Source organism: Planctomycetia bacterium, assembly GCA_034440135.1.
In the GTDB taxonomy this organism is placed as follows: Bacteria; Planctomycetota; Planctomycetia; order Pirellulales; family JALHLM01; genus JALHLM01.
Genome location: JAWXBP010000437.1, coordinates 1 through 17,143 on the forward strand (window position 1 = coordinate 1; position 17,143 = coordinate 17,143).

At 61.3% G+C, this 17,143-nt stretch carries 7 protein-coding genes; 4 read left to right on the forward strand and 3 right to left on the reverse strand.

Annotation, left to right across the window (positions count from 1 at the left end):
- Together SGJ19_25275 and SGJ19_25280 are read right to left on the reverse strand one after the other, a co-directional pair.
- A partial coding sequence (locus SGJ19_25275; GenBank protein ID MDZ4783573.1) for a hypothetical protein occupies positions 1 to 8,550 on the reverse strand: 8,550 nt, incomplete at its 3' end.
- A gap of 2,388 nt (positions 8,551 to 10,938) precedes the next feature.
- Positions 10,939 to 12,519 (reverse strand): amidophosphoribosyltransferase, encoded by a 1,581-nt coding sequence (locus SGJ19_25280; GenBank protein ID MDZ4783574.1) that lies wholly within the window; start codon positions 12,517 to 12,519, stop codon positions 10,939 to 10,941.
- Positions 12,520 to 12,688: 169 nt separating this feature from the next.
- On the opposite strand from SGJ19_25280, the gene proB reads away from it, so the two are divergent.
- The 4 genes from proB to SGJ19_25300 all read left to right on the forward strand — a co-directional run bounded on the left by proB (position 12,689) and on the right by SGJ19_25300 (position 15,732).
- The gene (gene proB, locus SGJ19_25285; GenBank protein ID MDZ4783575.1) at positions 12,689 to 13,828 is read left to right on the forward strand and encodes a glutamate 5-kinase; all 1,140 of its coding nucleotides are present in this window, start codon (positions 12,689 to 12,691) and stop codon (positions 13,826 to 13,828) included.
- A gap of 119 nt (positions 13,829 to 13,947) precedes the next feature.
- Positions 13,948 to 14,430, forward strand: coding sequence for an EVE domain-containing protein (locus tag SGJ19_25290; protein ID MDZ4783576.1), 483 nt, complete (start codon positions 13,948 to 13,950; stop codon positions 14,428 to 14,430).
- A 225-nt stretch (positions 14,431 to 14,655) separates the two neighbouring features.
- Positions 14,656 to 15,084 carry a hypothetical protein gene (locus tag SGJ19_25295; protein MDZ4783577.1) on the forward strand — a complete coding sequence of 143 codons (429 nt, stop codon included), beginning with the start codon at positions 14,656 to 14,658 and terminating at the stop codon, positions 15,082 to 15,084.
- A gap of 207 nt (positions 15,085 to 15,291) precedes the next feature.
- A complete protein-coding gene (locus SGJ19_25300) occupies positions 15,292 to 15,732 on the forward strand; it encodes a hypothetical protein (GenBank protein ID MDZ4783578.1) in 441 nt (146 codons plus the stop codon).
- A gap of 186 nt (positions 15,733 to 15,918) precedes the next feature.
- Here SGJ19_25300 and rho read toward each other — a convergent pair whose 3' ends face one another.
- A complete protein-coding gene (rho, locus tag SGJ19_25305) occupies positions 15,919 to 17,091 on the reverse strand; it encodes a transcription termination factor Rho (GenBank protein ID MDZ4783579.1) in 1,173 nt (390 codons plus the stop codon).
- Between the last annotated feature and the right edge of the window lie 52 nt (positions 17,092 to 17,143).

Sequence of the window (17,143 nt, forward strand, 5' to 3'; positions counted from 1 at the left end):
CTTCGCGGCGGTGACCGTCAGGTCGTTCACGCCGACGCCCGCCTGCGGGTCCGCCGGCAACACGCCGTCCACCATTTGCAAGGCGAATTTGGTGACCGTCTGCCCGACGAAGAACACGGCGTTCGGATCCGGGTTCAGATCGATTCCGGTCGGCGAGTTGTCTTCCGGCACGATCAGCACCGCGGTCGGTCCCGCGAAGTCCGCGCGATCCAAAGCGCCGCGGTCCTTGAACACGTTGCCGCCCAAGCCTGGCGGCGAGGGCACATCCGGATCGTTGACGCGGAGTTGGCCGAAGGCGTCCCGTTCGGGCGCGAGGATCGGCGACGGCGCCAATCCGATCGCGCTGCCGATCGACACCATATAGGGCCGTTCCTGCAGCACGTTGATCGAACTGTCGATCGCCTTCGAATTCGGCGCCAGATAGAAGTTGCCGTGCGGCGCGTCGATGAACAACGGCTGCTGCGGATCGCTCGGCGTGATCGGATCGAGCAACAGCGGGAAACTCCCCACGCCGGTGCCGGCCGTGTTGAGGGAATTGCCCTGATAAACAGTGCCGCCGATCACTGTCGACTGGCTCGTGGCGTCGACCGCGATCCCCACGTCGAACTTCGACACGATATTGTTGAGGATCGTCGGGCTGGCGCCCTCGGTCACATTGATGCCGAAGCCTGCGGCGTCCTCGTTATCGCCGTAGATCGTGTTGTTGACGATCCGGCCGAACAGCACCGCTGCGTCCGGTCCGCCGTCGCCGCTGAACAGAATGCCGCCAAGTTCCGGACCGGCGATGATATTGTTTTTCACCGTCACGCCGGACACCAGCCGTTGGCTGTTGAGCGCCGGCAGGTTCCGCGGCGCGCCCGGATGCGGGCGATCGCCGGCGTCGCGTTCGTCGGCGTGGATGCGAATGCCGTACTCCTCGGCGTCGGTGATGATATTGCTGTGCAGGACCACGTGTCCCTGTTGACGCAGCGGATTCTCGTCGCCGAACAGCGAATCGAAGATGTTCATGCTGAAGGCGTTGCTGCCTCCGACCGACACCGTGAGCTGGTAGAAGCCGATCGACGAGCCGAAGCCGGATCGCGCGATCTTGGGGTCGTAGGCGAGATTCGCGCCTTGCAGTCCGCCGCCGCTCACGCCGATGTAATACTTCCCGGTGCGCGGCGCCACGAATCGCAGCGACGGATCCCAGCTCGGCAATTCGCCGGGTGCATCACCCACGAACGGACCGAACGGCAACAACGGGAAAAACGACGCGCCGACCTCGTTCCCCTGCTCATCGAACACTCGTAGCGCCGAGTGGAGTGATTCCAACAGCAGCGCGCTGTCGGGATTCGAGTCGCGGTCGACGTCGATATCGATCAGCGCGGAATCGCCTGCGTTCAACTGGAACTCGATCATATCCACGTCGGTGAATTCGCCGCTGTCGCCGATGTTGCCGGTGCGCGTCCACACCCCTTGGGTCGCGGAAGACAATCCAGTCTTCACGGCGTCCGCGATCGTGTCATTCGGCTCGATCTCGAGGCCGCCGAGGTCACGGAAGCCCTTGGCGCCGTACAGATGCAGACGATTGGTCGTGGCGGCGTCCGGCGCCATCGATGGCACCGTGTCCGACTTGACCTTGATGATGTTTTGCCGGTTGATCGCATTGCGCATCAACACCACGATCTCTTCGGCGGTCTCGAGTCCGTCGAACAGAATCCGCACGTTGCCGGCGGTAAAGCCGTCCCCGAAGTCGAATTCGAAGGTCGCGCTCTTCACGCCATCCGTGAGCGTGAACGTCGCGCCATCGCGGATCTGGTCGCCGGCGGGCGCCAACATCGTCATGCCGTCGGCGAGCCGATCGTTCGTGTCGATGGTGTCGAAGATTTCCCCAGCCGGGCTGATCATTGCAGAGGCCAGGCGGATCTGCAGCTGGTAGGGTCCCTGCACCGCCTCCTCGTAGAACTCGCCCTCTTCCGGAAATTGCGGGACAGGAAACGTCTCGGCGTTCGGATCGATCGCGTTGGAGTGGACGACCAACTCGCCGCGCTCCGCGAAGCCGATCACGAAGTCGTCGATGTACACGCCTTCCAGACGGTTGTTCTTGGCGCGGAAATTCTCGTCGACGAGGTTGACGAAGTCGCCGTAGTACTTGCCGGTCCCGTCGCCGGAGAACGTCGGCACCGGGAGCACAAGTTGCTCGCCCTGCAACGCTTCTCCAACCGCCAGCGGTCCCGCAATGGCGACTTCGAAGCCGTAGATCCGCAGGGCCCCTTTGCCGTCAGCCTTGGATACGGTGCCGAGATCGGGCGAGAGGAGATCAAGTGGCGCGGGCCGCGAAGCGTCGCCGGCGATCGCCACGTCGACGTCGCGCGCCATGGCGATCGTCACCTCTTCGCGCGACATGCCTTCGTGGATCAGGATCGGCGCCGCCCCCGCGGTGCTCACGCTGCCAGGGCCTCCTCCTTGCAGGATCATCACGGCGTTCGACGACTGCGTCACGCTCTCCACGATTTGTCCCAGGTTCACCCGCTCGCCGTTCAGCCAAACCAGCGGATTGCCTAAGGCATCGACGAACAGGTCGCCGACGTACACCGCAGCCATCGCGTCATAAATTGCCTTGGTCACGTCGCCGGGCGACATCGCGTCGAAGACGCGGATCCCGGTGAACCCGTTCGAGACGACGCCGTTGCGGTCGAACTCGAACCGCAAGTCCGCATCGCCGATCTTGACGGTGAACTGTTCGCCGTCCTGAATCAACTTGCCGGCGTGCATCGGCGCCACCAACGTGTAGCCGGTGTCGAATTCGAAGGTTTGGACCAATGGGAAACCACTCACCAACCCCTGCAACACAAAGGTGTCGCCGTCGACGATATCCTTGCCGGCGGGAGGCGCCACGGCGATGCCGCCGGTGCCGCCTTCGCTGACGTAGGTCGATGCGCCGAGCGAGCGCGCCGCGTCCATCCCCCAGTCGACCGAGGCCGCGGTAGAGAACTCGAATCGCAACTGGGCATACTTTGAACCGGCGAGGTCCCCCAGATCGATGCGCGCCTGGCGCCAGTTGCCTTGATCGGCACTGGTGTAATCGAACGTCTCTTGCACGCGTTGATTCGGATACGGATCGAACCGGTAGTCGCCGCCGGTGGAAGAAATGGCGTTCGGCAATTCCGACAATTCGTCGACGTTGTTCGACTTGAACGAGTTATTCGTCGTCAACTGCTTCCAGTTCGCGCCATCGGCCGTTCCGTAGACGCGGAACGAGTCCCGCATCAACGTGTAGTCGGCGATCGTGCTCGCCGCGCCTTCGGTGACCGCCCAGTAGTTGAAGTACAGCGTCGGCTTGTCGGTAGCCGTGTACGGCGACAAGTCAAAGGTGGCCGACGTCAGCGCCCCATGCGCCCCGCCCGGCACGTCATACGACGGCGCCGGATCGTAAATGCCCGGGTTCGTGTCCACCATCGCGTTCGTGTAGGGCTGCAGCGACAGCGTCGTGGCCAATCGCGGGTCTTCCAGCCCGAAGTAGAACGTGGCGTTATCCTGCACCGTGGAGCGCTCGCGCGTGGCGCCGAGTTGACCGTCAATACCGTGCCCGTCTTCCGTGTCGCGCCGGCCGGAGATATGCCACAGGTTGTAGTCGAAGCGCGAGAACGTGATGCCCTCCGCGCCGCCCGACCCGAGGGCCGTCGAGGCGTTGCCGTTGATCAAGAGCGGCAACAGATCTCCCTCCGGGCCGATCGTGAAAATCTGTCCATCCTGCGTCGTGGCGAACAGCACGGACTCGAACACGCCCCCTTCGGCATTCGGCGGACCATTGGTCAGGCCGGCGAACGGAATCCCAGCACCGTCAAAGTTCGTGATGAACCGCGCCGAGGGGCCGCCCATCGCCGGGGCGGGGCCGTTCGGCGCAGGGGTAGCGTAATCCTCGATCTCGAAGAAGTTGCCGAGGTCGGTGACCGCGTACATCCGATCGACCAGGATGGGCAGGCCAGCGGGATTCAGAATCGGCACGCCCTCTTCATCCCGCTCGGCCGCCGGGATGATGGCAATGCCGGTGATAATGCCGCCATCTTCCAACACCGGCGGTCGGCCTGGTGGCGCGGTGTTAATCCGCGTGTCCAAGCAACCGTTCGTGCCATAAATGGGCTCGAACGGCTGATCGATGTTCTCCGGAATTCCCAGGATGTCGCCAGCGTTGATATCGCCGCCCCACAAGTCGTCGCCCGCGATGCGGAAGAAGAAATTCGGATAGCAATTGGGCCCCGTAGCATCCTCAAACGCCGGCATACCAACAGGCATATCGAATTCGTTATCGAAGGCCTCGGGATTCGGCGTGAAGCCCGGGATGTGACCGACCGCGTACAGCAACCGCCCGCGCGTCTGCTCGCCGGGTTCCCAAGCCATGGCCTCGAAGAATACCGCGGCGCCATCGACGGCCTCGAACTCCGGCACTGGCGGGTCAGCCGGGGGGTCTCCAAAACCTGTAAAAGAATTCACCACCTGATCGGTGATAGCATAGCTCAGACCCGTGGCGCCCTCGGTCGGCGTGATCTCACGAAGTACGGACGAAGGATCGTTTCCCGTGATGTTGGCGATTGTGAAGAGCCGACCGTCGTTCCGCATCTGCACGTCGGTGTATCGGTAGCCGTTTTCCTGCACGTCCGGCAGCACCTCGCCCTGTTCGGTAACGTCCGTTTCCAGGTATCCGCTGTAAGCGTCGACCGTGTACATTTCCCCGCCAGCCACGACCCAAGTATTGACGTCGTTGAGCATCAACGTGTTGGCGTTCGCGTTCAGCTCTTCGACCGATTCGCCGGGGAACAAGTCGAACAAGGGCGGTGCGTTGGAAGTCCCGACGCCGCCGGGAATCAGATGCTCGTCGGCGATGCGGATCGTTTCCGGCAGCGGTTCCATCCTTACCAACGGATTCGCCGCGTCGACCTGGTAGAAAGCGTTCAGCACCGTCGGCAGCACTTTGTTCGACATCACCGCCAGATAGTATTGCTGCGTCGTTCCGTCCGCAAAACTTTCCGTCGCTGGAATTGCGAACGGGCCGGCGTACGGATCGAGCTTGCCGAATGAGCCGCGTGTTTGTTCCGACACCGTGCTTCCCGCGGCGGGATTCGGCTGATCGTCAGTGATGTCCGAATCCCGGGCGATCATAATCAGATGGCCTTCGTCGTCGAACAGGGCCAACGTCGTATCCGGCCGGGCTAAACCGTCGGCGTAGTCGATATCGAACAACGTGCTGATGAAGCCCTCGGACGCCTGCGTGAGCGCGAACGACAACTGGAATTGATACCAGTCCACGTCCAGCCCGGCCGGATCCTGGAGATTGCCGGCCACGTCGAGCACGCCCAAATCGCCCGCCAACACGTTGCCGATGTTCTGCGCGTCGGCGCGGATGCCGTTGGGCAGCGTCAAGTTCTCGGCGACGTCGCCCAACAATGGCGAACGCGTCGGCATCCCGAGCATCTCGATGCCGTTCGTGGAATTGCGAATGTCGGCGTAGCGCACCGTCGAGCCCGGCACTTCATCCGCTTCGCGAAGGCGAATTTGCAGTTGGTATTCGCCCATCGACCGCCCGCCGGTCAAGTTGTCGATGTTCTGCCCGCGCGCCCGCACGCGCACGAAGTAGGTCTTCGGCACGTTCGAGATCGGTCCTGGCAACACCACGCGCATGCCGGCGTCGCGCGGGTTGGTGCCGTATTGATCGCGGCCGTTGAAAATATCGCGCTGCATCAGCCGCGCGTCGCCGACCAACTGCGACGGCGTGAGAAACTCCGCGAAGGAGTTGTCCGAGCGGGCCAACACCACGCCGTCCGCATCGATCAGCTCTAGCACGCTGTCCATAGCATAGGCGGTGCGATCCAGGTCGATCCACGCTTCGGTGCCCGCCAACGCACGGAAGCTATAGACGTCCACGTCGCCCGGAGCGACGCCGTTCAAGAAGCCATGCACTTCGAAGCCCAAGCGACGATTGTCGTCGCCGCCCAGATCCGTCGAGGCCAACTCGCCCAGCGGCTGGGCCGATTCCGGCACGCCGTTGATATTCGAACCCGAACCGACGGAGAGTTCCTCCTCGTTGACCACCTCGACGTTGCGATCATTGCTGTAGCGTTCCAGCCGCACGCTGCGCCAGTCGCCCTTCGCAGGCGCCGAGAGAATGCCGTCGTTGTTGGTGTCGAGGACCACGTTGGAATCCGGGTCCAACCCCGCGCCCACGGTGTCGTCCGTCAGCGAGGTCAAGACCACGGGCCTGCCGGGCGTGCCGAGAATATACACGCTGCCGCCGATGCGGTCGTCGATATCGAGCGCCACGCCGGTCGCCGTGAAGCCGGCTTCATCGCCGAAGAGCTTGACGACCAGGCTCTCGTTGCGCGAGCTTTGCAGCCGGAGTCCGCTGAATGTGTGATGATTGTCGACGATCACTTCGTCGAGCAGCACGTGGACGATATCCGTGTCGTCCCAGACGGACTGCGTCGTCAAGATCGCGCCGCGGACGATCATGCCGTTGATGTCGTTGTTCCGCATCAGGTTGCCGCGGATCAGCGGACCGAAGTTGTCGATCACGCCCGTATAGACGTCCACCGGACCGCTATTGCGCCCCCAGTCCGTCGTATGAATGCTGTTGAGCGAATTGACGTTCACGTTGACGGCCGGGCCTGAGTTGTCGCGGATGATGTTATTCACCAGGATCGGCTGCGCGCCACTGATGAAGACCGTCGCCTCGGCGTTCTCGGTCATCCCGACGCGTTCGGCGCCGCCGAATCCGTCGTCGTTCAACTCCAAGGTGCTGTTGGTGAGCCGCACCTTGGCCTGATGAATCTCCACGGTGTTGAAGCCGGCGAAGTCGCCCGCGATCGCGTTGGTGCCGCCAGCGTACGTGATCAGCGCGTGGTCGATGCTGCCGTCCGACAACGGGCCAAAATAGATACCGCCCCAATCCCCCGGTTCCGGCACCGCGGTTGGGTCTTCGCCACCGGTGTCGAAGGTGCCGCTGCCGCCGAAACGATCGTCCGCCAGCGACGTGAAGATCACGCGATTACGGGCATTTCCTTCGGCGATCAAGTCCGCGTCGAATTCCGTTTCAATCCGCGCGCCGTCCAGCTTGACGACGATGCCGGCGTCGATTTTCAGCCGCGCGTCGGGCCGCGCCAGGTTGCGCTCGTCGCCAGTCGTCGAATCGACCACCAGCAACCTGCCGCCCGGATTGCCGCGAATCTTCAGATTCTCGGACACCACATGCACCACGTCGGTGTCGTCGAACCGTCCGGCGAGGGTCAGCTTATCTAACGGTTCGCCTGAAAGGCCTTCCGTTTCGATGCGCACGAACAAGCCGTTGATGGTGTTGTCCGTCAGACGGTTGGCTTGGATTTCCGGTCCGATGCGGTCGTAGTCCGCCGTGTAAAGGTCGCTGTAAAATCGCGATTCGGCGAAACTGTCCGGATTGGCTGACAGCGCCGCCCCAGATGCCATCCGAATCGAATTGTGCGTGATCGTCGGCCGCGACTCCAACAGATGAATGGGGCTGAACGTCGTCTGCCGCGAATCGAACAGCACGTCGCCGCCGCCGAAGGTGATGTCCGCGTGATTGATGTAGTTGAGGAAGATGCCTTCCGTCTCCAACACCGTGCGCCCCGCGTCGTAGTCGAACTGGTTGCGAAACACAATGCCGCCCCAATCCCCTTCGTCGGGCGTCGTGGGCAGTGCGAACGTATCGCGACCGACTTGCTCGTTGTTGTAAGACGTAAAGTGCACGCTCCGCACCGGAGTGCCGAGCACCTGCATCGAGCCCAAGCTGCGATCGACGTTCAAGGAGAAGCTGCCGACGTCGATATTCGCGCGGCGGAGCTTGAAAATCGCCCCGGCGTCGACGACCATCGAGACCCCCGTCGGCACCCGCAAGGTCGTACCGTCGGCGAGGGCGTTCCCCAGGCTATTGAAGCCGATCTCGTAGGCCGCGTTATCGGCTAACGTGTCAATGCCGCCGTCAGTCCCGCCGTTGCCAACGACTCGCAGCACATCTCCCGCTCGCGCGCTGGTCGGCAGGTTCGGGTCGGTCGCCTCGCGCAACGTTCGGAACGGATTTCCCAACGATCCCAACGGGCCGGAACTGGTCGTGGCGGCCTTGTCGACATAGACCGTATTGTCTGCGCTGGCCACCTGGAACCAGAAGTTATACTCGCCCCCCGGCTGCCCGTCGGCGTCGCCGTCGAACAGGGTGCCCGTCGAGTCCTTCATGCCGCTCGTCGGCGTCGGAATGAACTCCATCCGCAGCGCGTAGTTGCCCTGGGTCGTGCCTTCGAAGCCGCTGTCTTCGACGTTCAGGTTGTATTCGTTGTTGCCGGTGCTGGAGACGACGACGAAGTAGTCGCCGGCCGGCACTTCAATCTGCGCGAAGGCGTCGTTGCCGAAATAGTCGTCGTTGCGCGCCAACAACTTGCCGCTGGAATCGAAGATCGACACCAGGCTGTCCAGTTCGCTGGCCTCCGGCAAGCGTTCGGCAATGGTTTCGGCCGTAATCGTTCCCGCCACCGCCACGCTGAAGCGATAGACGTCGATGTCTTTCACTTCCGGACGGTACTTGTGCCGCAGGTGGACGATGTCTTGGTCGCCCGGGGAAGACCTTCTCGTAGTCCGCCGCGGGATTGTAAATGCCCGACATCACCGTCAACGGCGCCAACTCGTCGGAATGTCCGAGCCCCAGGAGGTGCCCGATCTCGTGCATGGCGACATTGAACCAGTCGCCGCCGAACTCGTTCGCGGCCCAGTCTTCGGCCTGATCCATGATGGCCGTACCCACCAGGCCGCCGCCGGCGATGCCGATCACGCCGAACGGCCCAGTTGGGACCGTGGGATCCAAGGCGCGCGGATCGCCCGTGACGATCGTCATGCCGCGATCGGCGGACTCGATGAACTGAATGCCGGCGTAGTAGCTGTAGAACGAGAAGATCTCGCGCACCCGCTCCTTCTGTTCCGCGGTGATCGTGTTGAACAGTTGGTTGCCGAATGGATCGAACCCGTACAGATCCTTGAAGTTGTAGTACGCCGTCGTCGTGCCGACCGTGGAATCTGGGAATCGTTCATACAGGAAGTGTGATTGCTGCGTGGACTGGCGGTGTCCCGGCTCGCTGATGTCGCCGGGCAATTCCAATTGAAACAACTGCGGATCGACGGCCGCCTTGATGACCTTGGCCTGGTTGGCGAGCGGACCGATATTCAAAGCCGTAGCGAACGTCGAACCCTGATCGATGTTCGAAGTTTGCGTCACGCTCGGGGCCGCGGGGATCGGATCCGCATTGCCGACGCGCAGCCGGTAAATGCCTTCGCCCGCACCCAACAGCGCCAGGTCGCTGGCGAAGGTGAGGACCGCCTTGTCCTGCCCTGGGTCGTAGCTCACATTCGTCGGCAGGAAGACCTGATCGTCTTGGTTGTTGCCGGTCGACTTCGTGAAGATGAGCTGATAGAAGTTGCGGTTCGTCGCCGACGCGGCGTTCAGGTTGTCATTGTTGAAGTAAACTTCGATTTGGTTGCGCGCTTGCGAAAGCCCGCCGTTGGCGAGCCGCGACATCGGCTGAGGCACCACCGCGACCACTTGGGCGCCCAGGTCCATCTCGAACGTCACGTTGACGTTCACCCCGTCATTGAACGGGTCGCCAAAGCTGTTCCGCAGCGTATTCGCTCCGGCGCCGATAATGCGAATCTGATACAGGTCGTCCGGCAGCGCATCCGCGAACCGCGCCACGACTTCATTCGGGCGATCGCCGATGCCGATGTAGCCCGGTTCGATCAAGACGTCGTCGCCGTCGCCCAGCACGCCGTCGAAGCCGCTCCGCACGATTTGAATGCCGCCCAACGTGGTCGGATCAATGATTTGGCCTTCGCTGAATCGAAAAGTCAATTCGCGAGGAGCGACATCGCGCGTCTGCCCGTCGGTGAGCAATTCCCCTTCGTTCGGGATGATCGAAACGAGGCGCGGCGAAACGGCCAGCAATCGTTTCGGTTCGAATTGTTCGAACTTGGCCGACCGCCGCTTCGAATGCTTGCCCTTTTCACGCTGCGGCCAGCTTTGCATCGCCTGAATCAGGTCATGCTGGGAGTGACGCCGCGAACGCCAGAACGACATGGATACCTCTCCTGAACGGGGCCCGGGGCCAATGGGACCCGGACTCGGACTGCCTTCAACGATTGTGGGATTCGCGCGACTCTCGCTCTGGCGTGTGGCCCCTGGGTGGTCGCCAGTCGCGGGAGCGCGCGGAGTTTAACTTGCGACGATTGTGACGAACGTTTAGTTCCCTGCGAACGCCACAATCGTGCCTGCGCCACATTTCCGAACTCTAACGCGGGAGCCAATTTGCACTCCCTGCGCGAACCATCCCCGCCAACGCCCGTGCGCTCAGCGACGCTCCCCACCATCACGGGGGGTGCGCGTGGGATGTTTCCCAAAATCAACATTAAATGAATGGCCAGCGCACCGCAAGAAAAATCCACCCGTGTTGCGCAAACTGCGCATTCATCCAAGCTGTGGTCACGAGTCAAGCCGCGGGACGACCAAAATGCTCTGGGAGGCGTCTCCGACGCCGATAGAACGGACGTCTGGCCCGGCGATCATCCGCCGAAGTTCAGCGGGTAAAAAAACGCCCTCGCAAGAGGGGCAGTCACTTGCCAGGGCTTCTCACCGCTGGGTTGGGGAACCCTGCGGCTACAGCTTGACATATCGACACCACGCAAGATCATCCATGACGCTTTAGCGTCGAACGGTCAGGGCATAAGGTTGTTGCTCAAGTGGCCTGAGTCAATCCCTCCGATTCCTTGGGGCAAACCACCGAGCGGGGGGCCGCAGTTTGATGGTGTGCAACCACGTTAATCCACGTTAAGGCGCAGTTCAACTATCATTCACCTTTGATTTCGAGGCCCGTCGTCCCAAAATGGTTCCCTAGGTTTCGACGAAATCCGAACTCAACCTGTGCCAGCGACAGCGGTTTCGTAGGTGCGGCCTTGCGACTCGCCCCGAGCGTTCAGCAGCGCCACTTGATAGAGCTCGCGTCCACAGGCCGTCGGATATTCGCCCGTGATGCAGGCGCGGCACAGGCGCTCTGACGCGAAACCAATTGCCCGGGCGATGGACTCGACGGGCAGGTAGCGCAGCGAGTCGGCCCCCAGCGAAGCCGCCATGGCCGCTTGTGCCTCGTCGGTCAGCGGTCCTCCGCCCAGGAACTTCGGGGCGAACAACTCGTTGATCGTCGACATGTCGATGCCATAGAAGCACGGCGCCACGATCGGCGGGCAGGCCACGCGGACGTGGATCTCCTTAGCCCGGCCGAGTTTACGAATCCGCTCCAGCAGCACTTTCATCGTCGTGGAACGGACGATCGAGTCCTCCACCAGCAGCACGCGTTTGCCTTCCAGCACGTCTCGGAGCGGGGTGTACTTGGTCTCCGCCTTCCGCTTGCGGTTGCCGGACCCTTCGATAAAGGTGCGCCCCGAATAGCGGTTGCGAATCAGCCCCTCGAACGACGGCACGCCCAACTCGAAGGCCATCGAGTCCGCCGCCGCCTTGCTGGTGTCGGGCACCGGAACGACGATCGTGTCCGAGTCGATCGGCACGGTCTCCAAAGCGGCCAGTTCTTTTCCGAGCGCCGTCCGCGAGAGATACACGCTCCGGCCGTCCAACTTGCTGGCCACGTTGGCGAAATAGACCCACTCGAAAAAGCAGTGGGCCGTGCCGGTGCTCGTCATAAACGGCTCGATTTCGAATCGCCCGTCCGTGATGGTGATCGCGAAGCCTGGCTCCAGATCGTGGATGCTTTCCGCCTGAAATCCCAGGTTCAACAGCGCCACGCTTTCGCTGGCGGCGGCGAACAACGGGCCTTCTTTGGCATAGCACAGCGGCCGCACGCCCAGCGGGTCGCGGGCGACGATCATGTCTCCCACCGCGTTCACCAGCACGATGCAATATGCGCCGTCGAAATTGTGGGAGATATTCCGCATCACGTCGATCAGCGCCGGCTTGTCCCCATCGGACAGTTCGCGGCTGATCAGGTGCATCAGGATTTCGGTGTCGGTCTCCCGGGCAAGGTAGTTGTCCGGGTCGGCCAGCAGGTCCTGCCGTAGCTGAGGGTAGTTCGCCAATTGCCCGTTGAAGGCGAAGCTGAACCACTTGTGCTTCTGGATGTGATGCCGCTCGAACGGTTGGGCATAACTGCGATCTTCGGCCCCACAGGTGGCATACCGCACGTGGCCGATGGCGGCCCGGCCGGCGTATTCCTTCATCAGGCTTTCCGCCTTGCCGCGATGGCTGAGTCGGAACACCTCGCTGACGCCACCCAATTCCTTGAACGTATCGATCAGTTGGTTGCGCTCGGGATTGAACGTCGAGATGCCGGCGGATAATTGTCCGCGGTTCTGGATGTCGAGCAACATCCGGGGCATCAGCCGCGAAACCTCGTCCGGTCCCTGTTCAGGGCAGAGCGGACTAACCTGTCGGCCGGGCAGGTGATAAATGGCGGCAATGCCGCATTCGTGCTGGAGTTCGCTCATGGCGTCCAATTGTACGCGGTGCTAGCACTTTCACAACCAAATGCGCGCAAGTACGGTCTGGGCCGACTTTTCCGCTCGCCGGAACACGGGTACGCTAGGCGGCAGTTTGAAGTTTTCAGTGTTCAGTTTGAAATGTGCCTTTCCTCTGTTTGAACGCACCATCGCCCCCATGCCCGACGTTCTTCGCCAAGAAATTGCCACGCAGGCCGACACTTGGATAGTGAAGGTCGGCACGCGCGTGTTGACCGGGGAGGACGGCACGCTGAACGAGGCGCGGATCGCGGCCCTCAGCGAGGAATTGAATACCTTACTCGTCGCGGGGCGGAAGGTGGCGCTCGTCAGTTCCGGGGCCGTGGGCGCCGGGATGGGACAGCTCGGGCTGAAAAAGCGCCCGTCGGACCTGGCCCATCTGCAGGCCGTGGCGGCGATTGGTCAGGCGTATCTGGTCCAAACTTACGATCGGGCCTTGCGCAAGTTTGGTCGACACGCGGCGCAGATCTTGTTGACGGCCGAAGACCTCAACGACCGCCAGCGCTATCTCAATGTGCGGAACACCATCCACACGTTGCTGGACCTCGGCGCCGTTCCCATCATCAACGAGAACGACACCGTCAGCGTCGAGGAATTGCAAACCACGTTCGGCGACAACGATCGCCTCGCGGCGATGGTCACCAACCTGATCCGCGCGCCGCTCTTGGTTTTACTTTCCGACGTGCAAGGACTCTACGACGGCGATCCCGCGTCCGGCAGCGCGAAGTTGATCTCGACCGTGACGAAGCTGGACGACTCGACGTTCGCACTCGTGCGCGACAAGCTGACCGGTCTCAGTAAAGGCGGCATGGCGAGCAAACTCGTCGCCGCGCGGATGGCCACTTCCGCTGGCGAGAACGTGATCATCACTTCCGGCAAGCAACCGGGTGCGCTCGAACGGATTCTCAAGGGCGAAGACGTCGGCACGCTGTTCCTCGCGCAAGGCCAGGCCATCGGCTCGCGCAAACGCTGGATTGGCTTCACCGTCCGCCCGCGCGGATACCTGGTCCTCGACGACGGCGCGCGCCGCGCCGTGGAATCGAGCGGGCGCAGCCTGTTGCCGATCGGCGTCGTCGAAGTGCAAGGGCACTTCAAAAAAGGAGACGTGGTCGCCGTCCGTGATCGCGCCGGCCACGAATTCGCCCGCGGCCTCACCAACTACAGCGCCGAAGAACTCCAAAAAATCAAAGGCCTCCGCACGGACGCGATCGCGGCGACGCTGGGATACCATGTGTACGATGAGGTGATTCATCGCGATAATGTCGTTGTGACGAGTTGAGTGCCAGTTTGAAGTTTTCAGTGTTCAGTTTTCAGCGAAGGGCATCTGTCTCCTCACTGAAAACTGAACACTTCAAACTCTCCAAAAACTGAACACTGAAAACTTCAATCTGGTCTCCTATGCCCTGGCTGCTTAAATCCGAACCGGATTGTTTTTCGATTCTTGATCTCGCCAAGAGTCCCGAGCGGACGACGTTTTGGGATGGCGTACGGAATTATCAGGCGCGGAACTTTTTGCGCGACAGCATGAAGCTTGGTGATCGCGTATTGTTCTACCATTCGAGCTGCGACCCAGCCGGCGTCGCAGGCACGGCGACGATCGTCCGCGAAGGCTATCCCGACTTCACTGCTTGGAACAAAAAAAGCGATCATTTCGACCCCAAAGCTTCGGAGTCGAACCCGATCTGGCAAATGGTCGACATCCAGTTGGAAGAAGCGTTCACCGACCTGCTCCCGCTCCCGACGCTCCGCGAAGTGCCCGCACTGAAAAACATGGAGCTTCTCCGCAAAGGCTCCCGCCTCTCCGTGCAACCGGTGACGGACGTGGAATTCGCGGGGGTGCTCAAGCTCGCGGAAAAGCTTGGCTTGCGCGCCAAGCGGTAGTGCAGTGACTGCCCTTAAATGTCATGCCATCCTGATTCGGAAACTCTCTACATTCGGCGAACCTTGACACGGCGAGCATGACATTTAAGGACAGTCGGACTAGTAGGTCAGGCGCCCTGTTCGAAGTCGAGAAACGCTGCGCAATTTTTAAGCGCGGCAACATCCCAAGTCGCTGCCGGCAAATTGCCTGACGGGAGATGACGTCGAACACTTCGAAAAAACGGCGTGCCAGCCTTGACACTTCGCGATGTTTTTGGCTCGAATATCCAGGAATTGATGAAGCGATACTTCAAAGCACTCTCTGTTGAGAATCTCACAGTGGAGAGTTTGGACGATATTGAGGCCTCGCTTGAACTCGGCGAATCAACCAAGTCGGATAATGAAGGACTAATCGGCAATTTGAAGGGAACTCTCTTTGAAGTTATCGTCGCTCTCGCATATCGGGCGACCGGTTCAGATGTGACTCTGCAAAAACGAATTCGCAGGCTCGACGAAGATGAGGAATATGAAGTGGATGTCGTTGCAAGTACCGGCGATACGAAATGCACGCTTGTGGAGGCGAAAGGTCGGCATTCTGCTTATTTGGAGGCGAAGGACGAAGTCGAACGCCAGTTTGAATTGCGTTGCCGCGCCGCAGCTGATGAGTACGGTTGAAATGTAACATCCCTCTACAAGAAGGTTGAAGCAGTGTTCATGACGACGGGACGACTCGACGAACATGCACGCGCATATGCGACGTCAACGTTGCGTTCGTATGGCATTGATTGCCGCTGTCTAGAACGCGAAGGCACGATTGCGTTCCTTGAACTGTCGGGATCTTCGCGTCTTGTACAGATCATCCAGCGGTACTACTGATACGAAATGTTTGAGCGCATCTTTCACTCCGTCACCGCCCATTGGCAAAACGCCAAAGTCCCGCTTCTCGCGGCAACCGATCCCGCCGAGATCGACCGCGTGTTCGTCGCGTTGAACTTTCCGCTCTCCGACGACGTTCGTCGTCTCTACGCCACGCTCGGCGGGTTTGTGGATGACCACATGGACGAAAAGATGTTCTCGCTCTGGTCGCTGGGCAAGATCGCCGAGGAGCGCTCGGAACGTGGCGGGGAAATTCTTTACTTCGCGGACTTTCTGATCTCATCGCACGTGTACGGATTTCGCCACGTGAACGCCGCCACCTCCGAGGTCGTCATCGACCACCACCGGAATTCGGCGACGTATCCGCCGTACGTCATCGCTCCGGATGTTGCGACATTTTTCGAGCAGTATCTGCGCGACCCCTGGTCCGTGGAGATTTTCGTCTGACTTTGCGGCGACGTTAATCCCGTCAGGCAATTCCGGCGCGATTAAAGGCGGTCGTTGAGCGCAGAATCGCACAGTAGGCATGCGCAGACTGTAGGTCAGGCTTTCCAGCCTGACTTGATGCGCGACGAATCGTCGTATGCCGCGATGTTCGCCTGAACTGTCAGGCTGGAAAGCCTGACGTACGGGCTACTCCGCCGGCGCCCCTGCGATCAGCTTCACAAAATCCCGATTGCATTTGAACTTCGCCAGTTTGCTGGTGAGTTGTTCCATGGCGTCGACGTGATGCATGGAACTCAGCGTGCGGCGGAGCATCGTGACTGCGTGCAGCGTGTCGGCATCGTGCAGCTTTTCTTCGCGGCGCGTACCGGATTGGCTGATGTCGATCGCTGGCCAGACGCGGCGGTCGGACAGTTTGCGGTCGAGCACGAGTTCCATGTTGCCGGTGCCTTTGAACTCCTGGAAAATCAGTTCGTCCATGCGACTGCCGGTGTCGATCAGCGCGGTGCCGACGATCGTCAGCGAACCGCCCTCTTCGAACACGCGGGCCGTGGCGAAGAGCTTTTTCGGGATGTCCATCGCCTTGATGTCGACGCCGCCGGACATGGTGCGGCCGGTGTTGCCGACCCACTTATTGAACGCCCGGGCGAGACGCGTGATAGAGTCCATCAACAAAAAGACGTCGTGCCCCATCTCGGCCAAGCGCTTGCAGCGCTCGATGACCAACTGCGAGAGCCGCACGTGGCTTTCCACGTCGCGATCCAGGCTGCTGGCCACCACTTCGCCGGTGACGTTGCGCTTCATGTCGGTGACTTCTTCCGGACGTTCGTCGATCAACAATACGATCAACTTGATTTCCGGATAGTTGGCCGCGATGGACTGGCTGATCTGCTGCAGCAAGATCGTCTTGCCGGTCCGCGGCGGGGCCACGATCAAAGCGCGCTGGCCTTTGCCGAGCGGCGTGAGCAAGTCCATCACGCGCGGGCTCAAGGGCTGCGTGCCGGTTTCGAGCTTGAGCCAGCTCTCCGGGTTGATCGGCGTGAGCTGATCGAAGGTCTTCACGTTGACGTATTCGTCCGGTTTCATACCATCGACGTCGACGATTTCCTTCAACCGCGGGCCTTGCAGCTTGCGATTCTGCTGCGCGATGCCATGGATCAGCACGCCCTCGCGGAGCCCGTACTTGTCGATCATCGTGCCGGGCACGAAGGCGTCAGTGCGCTCGCGGTCGTAGTTGCTTTTCGGGTCGCGGAGAAAGCCGTACCCGTTGGGGTGCATTTCGAGCACGCCCTCGGCCGGAATCGTGGGGAGCGGCTCGCCGTTTTCATCGACGATCTCCGGTTCCGGGCCGCCGCCTTGCATCGGCGGGCGATCGCCTCGATAGGGTCGCGGGCGCCGACCTCGGCGGTTATCC